17 protein-coding genes are annotated in these 17,826 nt (G+C 39.8%); 8 read left to right on the plus strand and 9 right to left on the minus strand.

Annotated elements, in window-relative coordinates; translation table 11 throughout:
- Positions 1-179: 179 nt before the first annotated feature.
- Complete coding sequence (locus ACIG3F_RS03130) at positions 180-632, minus strand: RcnB family protein (RefSeq protein ID WP_129716407.1); 453 nt, start codon at positions 630-632, stop codon at positions 180-182.
- A gap of 180 nt (positions 633-812) precedes the next feature.
- On the opposite strand from ACIG3F_RS03130, the gene ACIG3F_RS03135 reads away from it, so the two are divergent.
- On the plus strand, positions 813-1,271 hold the full coding sequence (locus ACIG3F_RS03135) for a hypothetical protein (protein WP_129716405.1): 459 nt from the start codon (positions 813-815) through the stop codon (positions 1,269-1,271).
- Positions 1,272-1,355: 84 nt separating this feature from the next.
- On the opposite strand, the gene ACIG3F_RS03140 is transcribed toward ACIG3F_RS03135, so the two are convergent.
- Positions 1,356-2,819, minus strand: a complete 1,464-nt coding sequence (locus tag ACIG3F_RS03140) for a phospholipase D family protein (protein WP_191112205.1) — start codon at positions 2,817-2,819, stop codon at positions 1,356-1,358.
- Between the two features lie 106 nt (positions 2,820-2,925).
- Positions 2,926-5,034: a zinc piracy TonB-dependent receptor ZnuD gene (gene znuD, locus ACIG3F_RS03145; protein WP_191112204.1), complete on the minus strand. Its 2,109-nt coding sequence runs from the start codon at positions 5,032-5,034 to the stop codon at positions 2,926-2,928.
- A gap of 210 nt (positions 5,035-5,244) precedes the next feature.
- Between znuD and ACIG3F_RS03150 the strand changes: the two genes are divergently transcribed.
- The 5 genes from ACIG3F_RS03150 (at position 5,245) to ACIG3F_RS03170 (ending at position 10,300) form a co-directional block, all read left to right on the plus strand.
- The gene (locus ACIG3F_RS03150; RefSeq protein ID WP_191112203.1) at positions 5,245-6,306 is read left to right on the plus strand and encodes an RNA-guided endonuclease TnpB family protein; all 1,062 of its coding nucleotides are present in this window, start codon (positions 5,245-5,247) and stop codon (positions 6,304-6,306) included.
- Positions 6,307-6,369: 63 nt separating this feature from the next.
- Positions 6,370-7,134 carry a DUF4184 family protein gene (locus ACIG3F_RS03155; protein ID WP_114541331.1) on the plus strand — a complete coding sequence of 255 codons (765 nt, stop codon included), beginning with the start codon at positions 6,370-6,372 and terminating at the stop codon, positions 7,132-7,134.
- A 162-nt stretch (positions 7,135-7,296) separates the two neighbouring features.
- Entirely contained in the window at positions 7,297-9,081 is a 1,785-nt protein-coding gene (gene aspS, locus ACIG3F_RS03160; protein WP_005107847.1) for an aspartate--tRNA ligase, read from the plus strand.
- Between the two features lie 115 nt (positions 9,082-9,196).
- Positions 9,197-9,418 (plus strand): hypothetical protein, encoded by a 222-nt coding sequence (locus ACIG3F_RS03165; protein ID WP_004278319.1) that lies wholly within the window; start codon positions 9,197-9,199, stop codon positions 9,416-9,418.
- 18 nt (positions 9,419-9,436) lie between these two features.
- Positions 9,437-10,300, plus strand: a complete 864-nt coding sequence (locus ACIG3F_RS03170; protein WP_175966680.1) for a lysophospholipid acyltransferase family protein — start codon at positions 9,437-9,439, stop codon at positions 10,298-10,300.
- Positions 10,301-10,307: 7 nt separating this feature from the next.
- Here the strand turns inward: ACIG3F_RS03170 and ACIG3F_RS03175 are convergent, their stop codons facing one another.
- Positions 10,308-11,030 (minus strand): putative nucleotide-diphospho-sugar transferase, encoded by a 723-nt coding sequence (locus tag ACIG3F_RS03175; protein WP_004278321.1) that lies wholly within the window; start codon positions 11,028-11,030, stop codon positions 10,308-10,310.
- Positions 11,031-11,317: 287 nt separating this feature from the next.
- On the opposite strand from ACIG3F_RS03175, the gene ACIG3F_RS03180 reads away from it, so the two are divergent.
- Together ACIG3F_RS03180 and ACIG3F_RS03185 are read left to right on the plus strand one after the other, a co-directional pair.
- Entirely contained in the window at positions 11,318-12,214 is an 897-nt protein-coding gene (locus tag ACIG3F_RS03180) for a glycosyltransferase (RefSeq protein WP_191112202.1), read from the plus strand.
- 92 nt (positions 12,215-12,306) lie between these two features.
- Complete coding sequence (locus ACIG3F_RS03185; protein WP_071850414.1) at positions 12,307-13,209, plus strand: lipopolysaccharide biosynthesis protein; 903 nt, start codon at positions 12,307-12,309, stop codon at positions 13,207-13,209.
- A gap of 30 nt (positions 13,210-13,239) precedes the next feature.
- Here ACIG3F_RS03185 and ACIG3F_RS03190 read toward each other — a convergent pair whose 3' ends face one another.
- The 5 genes from ACIG3F_RS03190 to ACIG3F_RS03210 form a co-directional block, all read right to left on the minus strand.
- Positions 13,240-14,178 carry a glycosyltransferase family 32 protein gene (locus ACIG3F_RS03190; RefSeq protein WP_175966678.1) on the minus strand — a complete coding sequence of 313 codons (939 nt, stop codon included), beginning with the start codon at positions 14,176-14,178 and terminating at the stop codon, positions 13,240-13,242.
- A gap of 76 nt (positions 14,179-14,254) precedes the next feature.
- Entirely contained in the window at positions 14,255-15,016 is a 762-nt protein-coding gene (locus tag ACIG3F_RS03195; protein ID WP_191112201.1) for a glycosyltransferase family 25 protein, read from the minus strand.
- A 9-nt stretch (positions 15,017-15,025) separates the two neighbouring features.
- Positions 15,026-15,997 carry a Stealth CR1 domain-containing protein gene (locus ACIG3F_RS03200; RefSeq protein WP_175966674.1) on the minus strand — a complete coding sequence of 324 codons (972 nt, stop codon included), beginning with the start codon at positions 15,995-15,997 and terminating at the stop codon, positions 15,026-15,028.
- A gap of 41 nt (positions 15,998-16,038) precedes the next feature.
- Positions 16,039-16,761 carry a hypothetical protein gene (locus ACIG3F_RS03205; RefSeq protein WP_004647484.1) on the minus strand — a complete coding sequence of 241 codons (723 nt, stop codon included), beginning with the start codon at positions 16,759-16,761 and terminating at the stop codon, positions 16,039-16,041.
- Positions 16,762-16,889: 128 nt separating this feature from the next.
- Positions 16,890-17,816 (minus strand): branched-chain amino acid transaminase, encoded by a 927-nt coding sequence (locus ACIG3F_RS03210; RefSeq protein WP_004278329.1) that lies wholly within the window; start codon positions 17,814-17,816, stop codon positions 16,890-16,892.
- Positions 17,817-17,826 lie beyond the last annotated feature (10 nt).

Consider the following 17,826-nt stretch of genomic DNA (forward strand, 5'->3'; position numbering starts at 1 on the left):
GTTATGGCGTTTTAAAACATCAGACTGCCTATCAAAGAGATTATTTATTGGTCGAATAATCTCAAAACCTGATTGACTACCAAGACGGTATCTCATCTCCTCACAGGAGAGGGAACTATTTTGGTCTTTTTAGTTATTTACGCTTATTACTGAATTATTCGTTCAGAATTTAAAGCAGTTTAACGATTCGGCATCAGTACATAGCGTCCGTTTTCATAAATCCAGTAGCTGCCACGTGGCGGTGCTGGTAGTCCTAAACGCTGCCAATCGGTAATTACCGTATATCTCGAACTTTCAATCCGGGCAACATTCGGATCACCATTGACCCAGCTATAACTATTCGAATTTTGATAAATGGTGGTCGGTGCCTGATACTGAATATTTAATCCACTTTGACTCTGCGCAGGCGGATAACCCCAATGTGGTGGTCGTTGCGGGTAATGTGGTCGCGGTGGCAGTGGACGTTGCGGATAATGCTGCCGTGGTGGATCATAAGATCGTGGTGCGCTGCGATAATTCGGTACAGATCGGTCTACACCACCATAACCCACCCAGGCATTGCCAGCCATCGTCTGTGCAGAAGCCCCCAATAGCAAAGCAGCGAATATTGCACTCGATAGTACGATTCTCATTTGAGCTTCCTCCGAATAATCTGCTTATATTTTAAACAAAATAGATGCAGAAAATATGGATAAGCTCGTTGGAGCTGCAATTTTTTGTAATGCGCTTGCCTATTTTCAATCTGACAGGCACGTCGGCAGGCTGCTGCTTTATGCTAAAATTGCTTTTTTTAATGTTTCGAGTTGAATACTGTGTCTGATTTAAATTTCGATCGTTTACATGAATATTTTTCTAAAGTACCAAGTGTTCAGAAAGAACGGATTGATAGCTATGGTTCAGATGGCAAACAGGCATGGTGGTTTAAGTTCCAGATCAATGTAGATCATCCGCTGGCTTGGCAAACTGTGCAAGAACTAGGTCATGTCCTGAATTATATTTCTAAAAATGAACGTCTCCCAACTCAGTTTCTTCCAGTTTCGCCACCGCCATATATGAATGGTGTAGCCAAAGATTTCCTGTCTTGGGTAATCCAGTGTAATCACGCAGATTTCCCGCCAGATGTGGTTTGTGACTGGTTAGAAGCGCGTCTGCCAAATCCAGTCGATGATGAAACCCAATGGAAAATTAAAACCGATATTTCTGAGCTGGATGAATTAACGGATAAAGAGCTGGATCAGCTGGTTCCACCGAATCCAGAATCAAAAAGCTGATCATAAAAAATCTCCCTAAATCCCTCTTTTTCAAAGAGGGACTTTCCTCCCTTTAAAAAAAGAGAAGTCAGGAGGGATTTAAAATCAAAACGTTGACCAGCCGCTCCATTCCATAAAGCGATACAGCCAATATTTAAAGAATGAGTTTTCTGCATATTGCGTGTAGTCCACACTCATAGAACGGCCATTCAGATTTGACCATGCCCCCTCAAAATATTGCTGGGCCTCCCTGAAAACTTCAGCCTGAGGTTGACCGACCACGCGCATATTGGTTTCTAGATTATAGTTTTTCAAATTGCGCACCGTAAAATTGGCCGAACCTAAAATCATTTCAGCTTGCTGAGCGCTGCGCTTCATTAGTATTTTGCTATGACATTGCTCACCCTGAGTACGACACCAGCGCACCTCGATACCTGCCTCGTGCAATTCTGAAGCCACCTGCCGGTTTGGAATTCCATTCTTTTCACGGCCAAAAGCATCTTTATTTGGGTCGAGTAAAATCCGGACTTTGACACCACGTTCATGGGCCGCGATCAGACTTTTGATAATTTTGCGCTCAGACAGATAAAACATCGCCAGATCAATCTGCTCATTGACTTTCGCCGTCTGAATCAGATTCAGAATTGCATCATAAATGGCTTTTTCAGTCAGCACCTGAGCTTGTGGCTGGCTGCTGTCTGCCTGAAAATCTCCGGCGACAATGGCTGGCATATTCGCTTGTGACATCCTGCCCACAGACAGTTCTGTTTTCAGAATATCGACGGCTGTGCTGCCCCAGACCAATAAGCCAATATTGGAATGCCGCGAACTGCCATCATGCGGGTTCATGGACGTGACCAGTGCTTTCCAGCCTTGATCGGTATCCACCACCATGGTTTTGCGATGATTGGCTTTAAAGTTAAATAAATCAAAATAACTGCGCAGAGTAATTTTTTCTGTTCCAAATGGATTCGGCAACCAGCCTGTTTCCGGATTATTGCCAATGCCCTGGCAACAGATATACCAGAAGCCTGACCAGCTTGGATTGGAAGCCCGCAACGGCGTCAGATTGGTTTCAATGACATCGATGCCGTGCTGACGTAATTCCCGATACTGCTCGGATCTAATCCCGCCATAAACTGAATTGATCGGATCGGTAATAAACTTGATTTCCACCTCAGGCTGCAGCAGACGCTTACTGATTAAAGCATCACTCAGCTGTTGACTCAGTGCCTGATGCTGCTGCGTAGATGCACCGGTTTGCTGATTAAATAAAAACATGTCCAGCACAATCAGTGATTTGGCTTCTTCAATCATTTTCAGCATTTCATTAAAAATGCGATGATCTAAATGCTGTTTTCCTTCGGCATCCAGATAAGTCTGATCGGCTAGAAATTTGACTTCGGCATGACGCAACTTGCCCGTGTAATTCAGACCTTCCGGCAAAGGCTTATACGTGTGGTAGATCGCCGAAGCCAGATAACCCACGGCCAGCATACTAATGATCAAAGTCGCATAACGGCGATTCGACCAGTTCAATTTATTGTGAATTCGTTGAAAGATACGCATAAGAAAAAACCTAACCCAATATACTCAGGCTAGGTTTTATCTTATGATTTTTCAAGTAGATTTCAGTGAGATCTAGATGATTTGATCGATTATTTCAGTAGACCTGTTAGAAATCATACTGCACGCCGACGGTAAAGTTGCGGCCGACTTGCGGAATATTCGACAGGAAGGAAGTATGTGAATACACCTGATCATCAAGCAGGTTATTGGCCTTGAAATAAACACGATAAGCATTGTTATCTGCAAGGTTATTGGCATAACTCAGGCCAACATTCACCATATTGTAGCCTTGGGTTTCATCTTCATAGCTGGCGATTTTGTCCTGATTAAAGACATGATAATACTCAGCCAAACCTGACCAGCCATTGGCAAAGTCTGCTTCGACTTTAGTGCCTAAGCGACCTGCAGGTACACGTGGTGCATTCTCAGCTTCAATCTTGCCACGTACATAGTCCCCAAAGACGCTGAGCTTATACATATCATTGATCTGATACCCGGCTTGTGCTTCTGTACCATAGAATCTGGCTTTGTCTTGGGTATAGTCGACCAAGCGGAAGTCACCTTCACTATCAGTCGTTGAACCATAAATATAATTATCAAACCAGTTGTGATAGACATGCACGTGATAATCCAATTTATCGCCTTCATAATGCAGACCTAATTCAAGATTATTTGATTTCTCGACATCCAGATCTTCATTCCCTCGCTCATAAGTATTGGTTGCGAAGTGAATCCCGTCTGCATAGAGTTCCTGAGCAAGTGGCAAACGTTGTTGATGTGAACCCACTACAGAAAGCTTATAGTTTGGTGTAAATTCCCAATTGGCAGCCGTGGATGCAGATACACCTGTATCGGAATAATCTTTTTTACGACGAGAGTCGACATCCACTTTTTGATGCTCAACGCGTGCGCCCAACTCAACATGCACATCGCCAAGTTGCTTATGCTCTAACCCAAATAAACTGTATTTTTCAGTTTTGGTATCAGGCATCACGACAGCCTCATGGAAATGGTCATCATGTGGCTCTAATTGACCTGAAAGATCAATCTTTTGTTGGCTATATTGCGCTCCAACTACACCTTCCCAACCTGCAACTGGCACATGTACCAACTCTAGACGACTATCATAACCCTTACTTTTAAAGTTACTGATGATTTCATTTTCTTCCAGTTCATCATGTTCATAGTCAGTAAAACTGGCATGTGCACGTAGTTTTTCTACACCGGCAAAAGGGTTATTCAGTTCGGTACGCAGATCATAACGATGTGACTCTAAATCGACCCACGGTCCGCCATGCGCATGTTCGCCTTCTTCAGTACCATCATCATGTGGAGGACATGCCAATTGATTGCGATCATTCTCATCAGGCCCACAACCATGATATTCATGACTATGTCCCGGCAAGCCATATTGATCCTGACGGTTACTATAGGACAATCCAACAAAACCACGGTCATGAATCCATGCTCCACCAATATTGACTGTCTGCCCTTCAGTAAAAGTATTGCCCACACGACGTTCTTTATGAAAGTGTGAGTGATCTCCATGCGGCTCTTCTACTACATAATCCGGCGCAATATAATCATTGGCTTTACGCTTTGAGCCTTCTACCCGCAAAGCAAAGTTTTCACCAATACCCGCTGTCACACCAGCACTTGCCAGTTTTTCATCACTGCCTGAATTATAACGCAGGCCGACTGTACCTTCCAGACCACCTTCAGGCATTTGAGTTGGGATTTTTTGATCAGTGACATTCACCAACCCACCGACTGTACCGGCACCATAAAGCAATGTAGATGGACCGCGAATCACTTCGACCTGTTTCGCCAGAATCGGATCAACGGTGACAGCATGGTCAGGAGACAAAGTGGATACATCCGCTGTTTCAGAAGCATGCTGCAACACTTTCACGCGTGGACCATCTTGACCACGAATCACCGGACGGCTTGAGCCTGAACCATATTGATTAGAATAAACACCAAGCTCATCTGCCAAGGCATCACCAATGGTAGTGGCACGTTCAGACAGCGCTTTCTGATCCACGACCTGATCCGCAACCGCAAAATCCGCCGCAGTCTGCACCAATGGATGAGCTTGCACCTGAATCGTGTCCATGGTCTGAACCGGGATAGAAGATGAGGATTGCTCTGCAAATACTGTAGGCGCAACTACAGCAAAAATTGACAATGTTATTAGATTCTTAGGGAAGGACATGACCGAAGCTCAAATTCAGTAATCTGGATGAATGTTATAATATAACATTTCATTGTTTTTGCAATCCTTTACGACACTCAGTGATATATTTTATCAAATGGAGCGTAAAACTCCGTCCTTCATGACAGAGATATAAGTGACACGACATAAAATGTCGTTGGATTTTTTTTAAATTCACACTTTTAATTTAACATGAGCTAATATAAGCCCATGAAAACACTTAAATTACGAATAAAAGACAAACATTGCAAGGTGCTAGACCAATTAGCATCTGAGGTGAACTTTGTCTGGAATTATGTCAATGATTTAGGGTTCAAACATTTAAAAAGAAAAGGTGAATTTCTATCAGCTTACGATGTATCGAAATACACAAAAGGCGCATCTAAAGAATGCAGCCTACATAGTCAAACCATTCAGGCTGTGACAGAAGAATTAGTAACAAGACGCAAGCAATTCAAAAAAGCAAAGCTAAAATGGCGTGTAAGTAACAAGAAATCAGCAAGGCGCTCTCTTGGTTGGATACCCTTTAAAAAAGTAGCCATCAAATCTGCTGATGGATCTGTTCAATACGGTAAGCACCAATTCAAGCTATGGGACAGCTACGGATTAAGCCAATACAGCATTAAAACAGGCGCATTCGTTGAGGATGCTCGCGGGCGCTGGTATGTCTGCCTGGTGGTGGATAGCCCTAAAGCTGAGAAACCCACCACTACCAAAGCGATTGGTATTGATCTTGGCTTAAAAGATATTGCGACCTGTTCGGATGGAACTATCATTTCCAATCCCAAGTTCTATCGAAAATATGAACAGAAACTAGGAATTGCTCAACGAGCGAGAAATAAAAAGCGTGTCCGTGCATTACACGCCAAAATTGCAAACTGTCGTAAAGACCATTTGCACAAGGCCAGCACCCAACTGGTGAGGGAGAATGCACTGATTGTTGTAGGTGACTTGAGTGCGAAGAAACTGCTCAAAACCAGGATGGCGAAGTCGGTCCTGGATACAGGATTTTCAGCACTCAAAACAATGCTCAAGTATAAATGCGAGAACGCAAGCGTATTGTTTGAAGAAGTCAATGAGTCCTATACCACCCAGATCTGCTCGTGCTGTAAGCAAATATCAAGCAGTAGTCCGAAAGGTAGGGTTGATCTTGGAATGAGAGAATGGACATGCCAGAACTGCGGTACAGCCTGGCAGCGGGATTTAAATTCTGCCCTGAACATTCTTGCGCTTGGGCATAAGCGTCTAGAAGTAGGAATCTCCCTCTTTTAAGAAGGAGAGGATGTCAATAGAATGTCCTTTGAATATTTTTGATTACATTAAAACATCATTTTTATGCCTTTTACCTTGTCGCATGCTGTGCTTGCTCCCCCTATTTCATATTTGACTGGGAATAGACTCCCTGTTGCTGCGCTGGCCATTGGGAGCATGGTTCCCGATCTACATCGTCTGTTTACTCATACTAATTCTAATATTACCCATTTATGGTCTTCGTTGATTCATCCGGATCTCTGGATTGGTCTGGCTTTTTGCGCAGTCTGGTACCTAATTTACCGGCCCGTGATTTACCGTTTCATCGGTATTCAGCATGATTTAAAGATTCACAATATCCTTTCAGCACTAAAATTCATCCTGGTGATGTGTCTTGCACTCATCATTGGTACAGCCACCCATTTAATCTGGGATGGACTGACTCACGTCGATTTTCGAACTTTTGCCTTCCATGACGTCTTAGCCCAACATTTTCAGTTGTTTGGACAAAGTTATCCGCTGCACCGGATTTTACAGATTGGTACCTCAGTGATTGTCTTGCCTCTTATCTTGTGGATGAGCCTGCATTACTATAAAACTCATCAGCAATATCTTGCAGTCAGCCTAAGAATCAAGTCTTTCGCCTGGGGCTTATTGCTCTTTTCTATATTTACCGGCCTATTTTCGGTCTGGGATTATGCGCGCTATATTTCTACGGAAGTCTGGCAATCGGACCTCTATTATTTTACTGGTCGCTCTATCAATGAATTTAGTCAAGGCTTTTTGATCACCTTCAGTCTGGGCTGTTTATTGTTTTTATTTTTAGACAGAGATCGCAGGATGGGTTAAACAAAGCACTGGCTTTGCGCCTATTCACTTTAAAATGATATTGTTTTTGACCCAAGTTCTTGTGACAACATGCCCAAAGAGGCATAATCCTACCTTTACTCAAAGCGGTACGCTGTTTACGTATTCGCTGACCTTAACCCATATAGTTGGATTTCTAACGCTATGATGCGAACTCATTACTGCGGTTCTTTAACCGAAGCTCAAATTGACCAAACCGTAACATTATGCGGTTGGGTACACCGTCGCCGTGACCACGGTGGTGTAATCTTCCTTGACATGCGTGACCGTGATGGTCTTGTTCAAGTGGTTATTGACCCAGATACTCCTGAAGCATTCGCAACTGCTGATAAAGTACGTTCAGAATTTGTATTAAAAATTACAGGCCGTGTACGTCGCCGTTATGAAGGCACAGAAAATGCCAATATGGTGAGCGGTCAAATCGAAGTCTTGGGTAAAGAAATTGAAGTTCTTGCTCAGTCTGAAACTCCGCCATTCCCTTTGAATGACGAAAACACCAATATTTCTGAAGAAATCCGTTTGAAATACCGTTTCCTGGATATCCGTCGTCCAGAAATGCTAGATCGTTTACGCTTCCGTTCTAAGTTAACCAACCTGATTCGTAACTACTTCGAAGACAATGGCTTCCTAGACGTTGAAACTCCGATCTTAACTCGTGCGACTCCTGAAGGTGCACGTGACTATCTAGTTCCAAGCCGTGTATCTAATGGTAGCTTCTATGCACTGCCACAATCTCCACAGCTGTTCAAACAGTTGTTGATGGTGGGCGGTATTGATCGTTACTACCAAATCGCTAAATGTTTCCGTGATGAAGACTTACGTGCGGATCGTCAGCCTGAATTCACCCAAATCGACGTTGAAACATCGTTCATGAGTGACGATGACATCATGGATTTAATGGAAACTTTAACTGTGAAGATGTTCAAAGAACTTCTAAACGTAGAGTTTGATAAATTCCCACGCATGACCTATAACGATGCAATGCGTGACTATGCATCTGACAAACCAGATATGCGTATTCCTTTGAAACTGGTTGACGTTGCAGACTTGATGCAAGACGTTGAGTTCAAAGTATTCGCAGGTCCTGCAAAAGATCCTAAAGGCCGTATCGTTGCGCTTCGCGTACCGGGTGCTGGTTCACTTCCACGTAGCGCGATTGATGAATATACGAAGTTTGTAGGCATCTACGGTGCACGCGGTTTGGCTTACATCAAAGTCAACGAACTTGAAAAAGGTATCGAAGGTCTTCAATCTCCAATCGTGAAATTCATCGAGCCAATCGTGCTTGATCTATTGAAACGTGTTGGCGCTGAAAATGGCGACATCGTATTCTTCGGTGCAGACAAAGCGAAAGTTGTAAACGATGCCATGGGCGCGCTTCGTGTGAAGATCGGTCATGACATGAAACTTGCAACTTGCGAGTGGGCGCCACTTTGGGTTGTTGATTTCCCAATGTTCGAAGAAACTGATGATGGTAAATGGACATCTGTGCATCACCCATTCACGCTGCCTAAATCTAGCGTAGAAGAAGTGAAGAACAACCCAGGCGCTGCGCTTTCTGTGGCTTACGATATGGTATTGAACGGTACTGAAATCGGTGGTGGTTCACTGCGTATCCATAACCTTGAAATGCAAAAAGCGATCTTTGAAGCGCTTGGCATTGGTGAAGAAGAAGCAGAAGAGAAATTCAGCTTCTTGTTAAATGCATTACGTTACGGTGCTCCTCCGCATGGTGGTTTGGCATTTGGTCTTGACCGTCTTGTGATGCTCATGACTGGCGGTTCTTCAATTCGTGACGTGATTGCGTTCCCGAAAACCAAGACTGCTGAATGTCCATTGACTCAAGCGCCAGCACCAGTTGAATCAAACCAACTGCGTGACCTTGGTATTCGCTTACGTGAAAAACCAAAAGCTGAATCTCAAGAATAATTTCTTGACGTTTTAAGTGAAAAAGCCCTGCCTCGTGCGGGGCTTTTTTGTAAGATTGAGTCGCATCTGGAACAGTGGCATAATAGCGACAGTTTTCAATCTAAGGTAATTAGCAATGGCTATGCGTCCTGCAGTTCGTAATCGCAGCATTATGCTTATTGTATTTTCAGTGGTTCAATGGCTGTTCATGCGCTATATCCTTGCCAACAACCTGTTCAACCTCGATACCAATGACCGTATTGTGTATTTTTGCCTGAGCAGTATTTTAGGCGCCCTGCTGATTTTTGTAGGTTTGATATATATGGTGCTGAAGGGCAATCCGGACAAAGACCTATAATCTGACCATCTGGATACCATGTACACCCTACTCAAAAATTTCTCCAAGCTTCCATTAAGATTCATTCAAAATCTTGCGCAACTGGCTGGGTCTCTTTTGTATCTCAGTCATTCTTCTGCACGCCGAGTGACTGAGATTAATCTGGCCTCTGCTTATCCTGAACTTTCTGAAGTTGAACGGGCTGATTTGACCAAACACAGCCTCAAAAGTCAGTGCATGACGTATGCAGAATCAGTCAAAATTTGGGGTTCATCTTCTGAATATGCGCTGTCTTTAATTCGAGATGTGCATGGCGAAGACATTTTCCTTCAGGCTTTACAAAATCCTCAGGGCTGCTTGGCTGTGGTGCCTCATTTTGGCACTTGGGAGCTGTTGAATGTCTGGGTGAATCAACACACCGCCCCTGTGATTATGTATAAGCCTAGTAAGAATCAAGATGTCGATCGTTTTATGCTGGAAGCTCGGCAACGCCTGAATGCGACACTGGTTCCAACCGATGACTCTGGTGTACGTGCTGTGTTTAAGTATTTAAAACAGGGTGGTTTTTCTGCAATTTTGCCGGATCATGTTCCTAAAGAATCTGGTGGAATCTATTCTTATTTTTATGGTCAAAATGCGCTGTCCTCTACGCTTCTTTCCAAACTGGCAGCTAAAACACAATGTTCAGTCGTAGGTTTAAGCTGTCTCAGACGTAATGATTTATCCGGCTATGATATTTACGTGACTAAATTATCAAATGATATTTTATCTAAAGATTTACGACTGTCGGTTGATACCTTAAATAAAGAAATGGAGCGAATGATTAATGTCGCTCCAGAACAGTATTTGTGGGGGTATAAGAGGTTTAGGAAAATAATTGATGAAAGTAATATTTATCAATAAATTTTAATTATTCAATTAAATCACTTAAAGTTAACTTAATATCGATTCCTAACTTTGTTGTTCGTGCATTAACTTCATTATGTCGTTTAACAATCTTTTTAGTACTTTTTGACAGTAGAGAAGAACGCATTATCCATTGATAAATTGAATTTCTTTGCTCATATTTCTGTATCCAACGCTTATCTCTACTTGCTTGTAATTGTTCAATACTAGGTTGAATCTTATCCCCATATAAATTACGAGATGTATCAAAAATAAATGTATAGTTTGGTGGTAGCTTTTTTAATGTAATAAGGCCTGCATCATGCCACTCATCAACCAAGTTTTGTAAAATAATCTGATCCCAAATAGTTGGATTTTGCAACATACGCTTCTCCCATTCATCCATCAGAGAATGTGCATTTTTAGTGTCATTTATAAAAATAGTACTACTAATTAAACGCTTATTATCTATGTAATGTACTGCAATATCTTCTTCAATTGCATTGAAGTATGGCCGGATATCCTCAAGAATTATAGCATCAGCATCAACAAATAAAAGTGGGCCATGAGTTTCACGACGCATTTGCGAAATAAACACAGGCTTAAATGCAATAATGGTTTGCCAGTCATCTTTTGAAAATTGCTTTAATAGAATATGAATATTAAATTTTTTTGCTGATTCAGCTAAAATTTGAGCATGCTTCGTATATAGTTTATCATCTGTATGAAAACCAAAAACTGTCAACATTAAGAATCCTTTTAATTTTCTACCAATTTAAGTTTAAAATCATAGATAAAAGTGTGATAAAAAACTATAATTTTAAATTTTTTTCGTAATTATATAACAATATAATACACATAAGTTATTGTAATTTATTTAAAAACCAAAGAAGTCATTGAAATAAATTCGATTATTTTATTTAAGTTTTAATTATAATAGAATAAATAAAAAACATAGTAAATCTTATGTAGTCTTTGTTTTTATATAGTCTTTGTTTTAATATACATTATCATATCACAAAATAATTGATAAAAATGAGTCTCAAAACAATCAAAATTTTTATAGGCTGTGACCCAAACAACTGTGATTTAGAACAAATGATGGTTTTAGACTACAGCATTAAAAAACATACCCAGCAGCCTGTAGAAATTATTTGGATGCAACTTTCGCGTGATCCTTCTAGCTATTGGTATTCTGATCCGAAATCGAATCAAGGATGGAGAACAGAAAACTGGGCGACACCTTTTTCCGGATTTCGGTGGGCTATTCCAGAGTATTGTCAATTTCAAGGTAAAGCCATTTACATGGATACAGATGTCATTGTACTCGATGATCTTGCACTACTCTGGGAACATCCTATTGAAGCCAATGCTATTGTGGCAGCCAAGGGGGGAAGCTCAGCCCGTTTATGCACTTGTGTCTGGGATTGTGAAAAGGCCAAACATTTTCTTCCTAGAATTGAGGAATTAAAAAGTAACCCTGCCAGTCATCAAAGTCTGATGAGACAAATTCAAAAAGAACCGTCATTGGTTCAAGCTTATAATGATCATTTTAATTGCATCGATGGTGAAAATCTAAGTATCAACGAGATTAAAATTTTGCATTATTCCGATATGGGCACCCAGTTTAGTCACAAATATTCAATTCCTCGTCTTCAACACAATAATTCAACACATTGGTTTGATGGCGAAATTATTCCTCACCCCCGAGCGGACCTGACAACACTTTTTGACCAATACTATCACGAAGCCCTTTCTGCCGGATACCAACTTGAGGACTATACAATTACACCCTACGGAAAATTTCACAAAGCATCTCAAAAAAAATACTCGGGCAATAACATTACTCGGTCAGAAACATCCCAGCCTTGGTTTAAGAGGCTCCTGAGCAAGTTTAAAACCAAGCGTGATTCATTTAATTTAGATCATTAACCCTCTAAGCAACTGAATCATCTTATCAATTAGATTATTCTCAAATAAACTTGATATAACTCATAGAAATAAGCTATGAAAGAGACAAGAATATGTGTGGTTTAATTTTCAACCATTTCGTTCGAAATTTGACAAAATATACCTATAAACTTTTAAAACCGAGTACTTACAAACACAACAGACGCTATTGGCCTTTTTACCGTGTGGTTCGTAATGCATCGGGTCAAATTGATCAAGTTTTTTTTAGGAATACCTTAATTGCAGACCATACGCTTAACTTAAAGAATAAACATTCAAAATGTATGCTGATCGCAACAGGACCATCGATTAAAAAGATTCCTGATAAATTTTTTAAATATGAGAAACTGGACTATATTGGCGTCAATGGAGCAATCGCTTTGAATGAGGTCACTTTTCAACACTATGTCATTATTGATCATGATTTTGTACAAAATCGTTTTGATCTCGTTGAGCGGGTTTTAGACACAGCATGCAATTTTTTCACCACCGCACGTTGCTTAGACTATATTCTAAGAAAAGTAAAAATCGAACAGATTCGTTGCCAATTTAAAATTATTGAAATCACGAGTAACTGTAAAAATGAACTTTTTATGGGAAACACTATTCATGTTGATGAAAAAGTTAAGAGTAATTACTTCTACAATGGTTTTGGCTTTTCTACACACATGTATGACACAGTATTTGACTACTATACCGTGGCTTATACCGCATTACAGATTATGTCAGGATTAAATTACCAACATATCTATATTGCAGGTGTGGATATGAATAACTTCGACCTACCACGATTTTATGAAACTTTAGATGCAAAACAACCTACCTTATTAAACCAGCACACCCAATCAATCATAGCGGCATTTGAAACAGCAGCCTATTTCTTTGAAAGTCAAAAAGTGTCTGTTTATAATCTTTCACCCCATAGTCTTATCAAATCATTTAAGAAATTAACGCTCGAACAAGACACCATCCTCTAAGTGGTTCAGATCATCCAACCTGATAGAGCGTTAAGATAAGGTTTTACTCTGATCATCATGGAAATCTAGCAGTGAATCTTGAAAATACATTCCTTTTTCATAAAATTCGCCTATATGTTTACGCTCTTTACCGGCAAATTTAATCAATTTAGGGTATTCACCTGAATGATGATTGATTGCCATTTCAATTAATGTTTTTTCTTTGACCCATTTATTTTTTACCTGATAGTAAAAGGCATTTTGATCACAATCAATTAAAGTAATACTAGGCAATGCTTTCAGCATAATCACCTGACACACTACATAGGAAATCAGGTACTCTAAATTACTAATCTTTTGAAATATTCTCTCATAATTTGGCACAGCACGTTTAATTTCATTGATATATGTTTTAGGGCCAACCTGCATGGCGTTCACCAACTCATCAAACCAATCTTTAAAAAACCTATTGTTAGGAGCCGTTGCTAAAAGCCAATTCTCGATGACTGGAGAATCAATATTGGTAGTGTTTTTTTTACGATAATAGGCAAAACTTTCGGTCTGATTTTGAGAAACCAACTCTTGAATCCAATCTAAATTTTCATAAACGATAATACTTGCATCTAACCAGATTCCTCCATAAACATAAAGTAATTTAAATCTGATTAAATCAGCTTTATGCTGAGGTAGATGAATATTTAAAGAATCAAAATCTATCTGTATAAATTGATCAACAGTTGTTGGTGTTAAAAAATGAACCTCATAATTTGCATTTATTAGCTTTATATTTTCTATGCATTTTTCCACAAATAATGGTACATCCCCCTCCCAATACAGCCAAATCAGCTTAGGTATTTTAACTTCTTCTGGCTTTGGATTAAGCGTAATCATATTTGCGTAATTATGAATTTTTAAATTCGTGCCTCTAATCTTGTAAAAATACATGATATAAAACTTAAGCATATAATAAGTTTTTTTAAATATTTTCATCTAAATTATTTCCAACATGCTCATTGATTTATTCCTTTAATGATAAATATTCAATTATTAAGATATTCGATGAATTTTAAGAATTTAGCAGATATTTTAGTGCATGATAACGATCACGCCACATACGCTTCTGCTTTTTAAAGCCATAGGAGCTGCTTCTATTTTCAAGTGCTTTACGAGAAATCCCCTGAGTAGCAACTGTTCCCAAAATATCACTATCGACCCCTGCTGGCTTCACTAGTGGTGGCCAAATCCCTAAACCTTTGCCATTTTGACTTAACCAAGACTGGAAGAAGATATCAACCGGCATATTTATAGTTTTGCCTGCCTCAACAAAAGTCTGTGCTCCCTGCCGCGACCAGATTAACCCTAAGCCACGAATTGGGAAATAAAAAGCATGCCATAGACTTATATCCCCTATTTGCGTAATATCTTTTGCTAGTTTTTTCTTTTTTGAAGCAATATTAATAAGATACCAGTTTAAATCTTGATGTTGGTGCAAATATTCAATGATGCTGTCAATTTTAATCTTAAAGTCACTATTAATTTTAAGGTCATCTTCCAGAACCACTAAATAATCTGCATCAGTGGCTAAAAATTTTTCAGCACATCCATAATGACTTAAATAACAACCTAACTCGGAATTCATTAAACTACGACCTAATACCTTATTAGTTTGATCGTCATTATAATTTATGAATTCAGAGAGTGCTTTACCCCGACCATCATAAGCAGCAAAACGTTCAAACCTCCAGCCCACACTATTAAGCTGCTGAGTTGCTGCAGCTAGACGCTCATCACTTCCGTCTAAATTAATTAAATAAGTTACAACTTTCATGATTAACTCTTAATGCTGAATAGATAGAGGTAAATAGTTTTTAAATTTAGCAATTAAAGCAAAAGATACCTTTTCTGCTTCTTTTGGATCAAATTGATCTAAACTCTGAATACAACCGAATTTAACAGCTGGATTATTCAGGTCTGATAAAAATGTAGATACTGAAGCTTCATTTTTTAAGTAAGCAATATTTATATCATTACACAAGATTGTTTTTTCTTCTCGAATTTTTAAATGATTATTCAACCCTACTGGTAAAAATTGAAAAGCACTTCTAAAACGATGCTTAATCTGTTGAGCTAATGTTGTAGGGTATTTTTGAAAATACTTTTGTAGTACATTACGATCCAATATATGGGGACGATGATGAATTTCATAATATTTATTAAATCCACATAATTCAGCACTAAGCATTTGAGCAATTGTATATTTAGGCTGTAAAGGTTTACCAAAATATTTATTAAGACCTTTACGTAGATTAAATTTTGCTTTAATTAAGGAGTTATTTTCCCAATGTCCATAGACTTTTATCTGGTCACCAACTAAAAAATCATCTAATTCAGATGAGACATTAAAAAAGAAATCATCATTCAAATAAATAAAATACTTTGATAACCCTGGAATATTCCAAAGCATGGTTTCAATACTTAAAGAATTAAATGTAGGCAAGTATTGCTCATGACCAGCAAATATTGTTCTATGATCAATTATTTTTATCTGCTCAGGAGCACATAATCCCTGTTCGAAAAAATCATGAATATGTGCAGGCTGCTGTTCATCCGTAATAATATAAATTGTTCCAAAATAGGGAACATATTTAAGAATTGAAGCAATTGAAAAATAGATTTCATCATTACTAGCAAATCGAGTTTCTTCTGCTGAACCTTTTACGATATTAGTAGATTGAAACTGTTGCCTTTTAAGTCGATGCTTTACATCATTGCCATCGACCCACGCAATAACAAAATCTATTTTTTCCATAATACTTCTAATCAACAATTAGCTTGAATAAACTCTATAACTCACTGCCAAGCATCTTTAATCCACTGCGATGGCAACACATAACGATACCATTTCCCACCCCCACCATTCACTGCATCTGGCGGATTAATTTCACCATGGAATACAATAATTTTGGCACCTTCAGGTTTTACCGGCGGCTTAAAATAAGCCATCGGAATTTTTTGCAGGCAATGATATTTATAGCTCTTGCACCAGCTTTCTGGCCAGTATGTCTGTTTACCTTCACGGTCTACGTACCAAGACAAATAGGCTTGCTCATTACGGAATTTTTTACGGATTTCATCAAAGTTTTCACGGAAATAAGGTAATAGACCCGGGAAAGCACCCAACTTAAACCGGTAAACCGAACTATTACCGGTGATACGCCACGGCCGTTTCCAATCATGGATAATCAGGAAGTCGCCCGGATAGGTAAAGAACTCATCGATATTATCGACAATCACTACATCAAGATCGAGGAAGAGTGCATTGCCTTCCAAACCATAAAGATCAGGTTCAAAAGTAGATAGCTTGTTCCAGCCACGCTCAGGTGCACCTTCAGGCAATGCCAAAGGTGGAATAGGAAAACATTGCACCGCAGGATCAATGCCTTCAGTACGATCCGTCAGACAGACCATTTTAAAGTCGACTGTCGTGTGTCGTTTAACCATATTGTATAAACGATTGACGTATTCCGAACCGTATTTGGTTCCCCATTTCATACAAATAACGATGTTACTCATTGCGTATGCCTAAGCTCATCTTAAAATCTTCTTGATGGTGAATATGATGACATAAGTTCGGCAGAATAAGTACATCAGTTAAAAAAAACCTCTCAAATGAGAGGTTTTTTCAATCAGTAAATTCTTAATTACTTCACATAAGTTAACCAGTGTGCATATTTAGGGTCTTTGCCCTGAACTGCATCGAAGTATGCTTTCTGGATTTGAGTGGTGATTGGACCACGTACACCCTCACCAATCTGACGATCATCGTATTCACGGATTGGTGTGACTTCTGCAGCAGTACCGGTAAAGAATGCTTCATCTGCGATGTAGAACTCATCACGGGTAATACGGCGTTCAATTACGTCATAACCCAGGTCTTTAGCAATAGTAATAATGGTTTGACGGGTAATACCATCCAATGCACCGCCTGCGATATCAGGCGTATGAATCACGCCATCACGCACCAGGAATACGTTTTCACCTGAACCTTGGCATACATAGCCTTGCGGGTCGAGCAGCATTGCTTCGTCATAACCTGAATGCGCCACTTCCTGATGTGCAAGAATGGACAAGGTGTAGTTACCTGATGCTTTGGCCTTACACATGGTCACGTTCGGATGATGGTGGGTAAATGAAGAAGTTTTTACGCGAATACCCTTCGCCATTGCTTCTTCGCCCAGGTACGCCCCCCAGCTCCATGCCGCAACTACGGCATGAATGGTATTGTCAGTTGCAGCGATACCGAGTTTTTCAGAACCAATAAAAATAATTGGACGTAAATAGCAAGACGCTAATTTGTTTTCACGAACAACATCAATTTGAGCCTGTTCTAATGCTGCTTGATCAAATGGAACTTTCATTTGATAAATTTTTGCAGAATTCAACAAACGCTTGGTATGTTCTTTTAGACGGAAAATAGCCGTTCCATTCGGGGTTTCATAAGCTCGGACACCTTCAAACACACCCATGCTGTAATGCAAAGTATGTGTTAATACGTGAGTTTTTGCCTCACGCCAGTCAACTAGTTGTCCATCTTGCCAAATGAAACCATCACGATCAGCCAAATTCATGCCACAAACT

The sequence above is a fragment of the Acinetobacter sp. NPDC052428 genome, from assembly GCF_044547685.1.
GTDB classification, from domain to species: domain Bacteria; phylum Pseudomonadota; class Gammaproteobacteria; order Pseudomonadales; family Moraxellaceae; genus Acinetobacter; species Acinetobacter lwoffii_G.

Bases quoted from the DNA above. Each gene is read 5' to 3' on its own strand.
- ACIG3F_RS03205 (WP_004647484.1), bottom strand. From the start codon at position 16,761: ATGAGTAACATCGTTATTTGTATGAAATGGGGAACCAAATACGGTTCG.
- ACIG3F_RS03140 (WP_191112205.1), bottom strand. From the start codon at position 2,819: ATGCGTATCTTTCAACGAATTCACAATAAATTGAACTGGTCGAATCGC.
- ACIG3F_RS03180 (WP_191112202.1), top strand. From the start codon at position 11,318: ATGAGTCTCAAAACAATCAAAATTTTTATAGGCTGTGACCCAAACAAC.
- ACIG3F_RS03165 (WP_004278319.1), top strand. From the start codon at position 9,197: ATGGCTATGCGTCCTGCAGTTCGTAATCGCAGCATTATGCTTATTGTA.
- ACIG3F_RS03150 (WP_191112203.1), top strand. From the start codon at position 5,245: ATGAAAACACTTAAATTACGAATAAAAGACAAACATTGCAAGGTGCTA.
- ACIG3F_RS03200 (WP_175966674.1), bottom strand. From the start codon at position 15,997: ATGGAAAAAATAGATTTTGTTATTGCGTGGGTCGATGGCAATGATGTA.
- aspS (WP_005107847.1), top strand. From the start codon at position 7,297: ATGATGCGAACTCATTACTGCGGTTCTTTAACCGAAGCTCAAATTGAC.
- ACIG3F_RS03170 (WP_175966680.1), top strand. From the start codon at position 9,437: ATGTACACCCTACTCAAAAATTTCTCCAAGCTTCCATTAAGATTCATT.
- ACIG3F_RS03190 (WP_175966678.1), bottom strand. From the start codon at position 14,178: ATGAAAATATTTAAAAAAACTTATTATATGCTTAAGTTTTATATCATG.
- ACIG3F_RS03175 (WP_004278321.1), bottom strand. From the start codon at position 11,030: ATGTTGACAGTTTTTGGTTTTCATACAGATGATAAACTATATACGAAG.
- znuD (WP_191112204.1), bottom strand. From the start codon at position 5,034: ATGTCCTTCCCTAAGAATCTAATAACATTGTCAATTTTTGCTGTAGTT.
- ACIG3F_RS03195 (WP_191112201.1), bottom strand. From the start codon at position 15,016: ATGAAAGTTGTAACTTATTTAATTAATTTAGACGGAAGTGATGAGCGT.
- ACIG3F_RS03185 (WP_071850414.1), top strand. From the start codon at position 12,307: ATGTGTGGTTTAATTTTCAACCATTTCGTTCGAAATTTGACAAAATAT.
- ACIG3F_RS03130 (WP_129716407.1), bottom strand. From the start codon at position 632: ATGAGAATCGTACTATCGAGTGCAATATTCGCTGCTTTGCTATTGGGG.
- ACIG3F_RS03210 (WP_004278329.1), bottom strand. From the start codon at position 17,816: ATGAATTTGGCTGATCGTGATGGTTTCATTTGGCAAGATGGACAACTA.
- ACIG3F_RS03155 (WP_114541331.1), top strand. From the start codon at position 6,370: ATGCCTTTTACCTTGTCGCATGCTGTGCTTGCTCCCCCTATTTCATAT.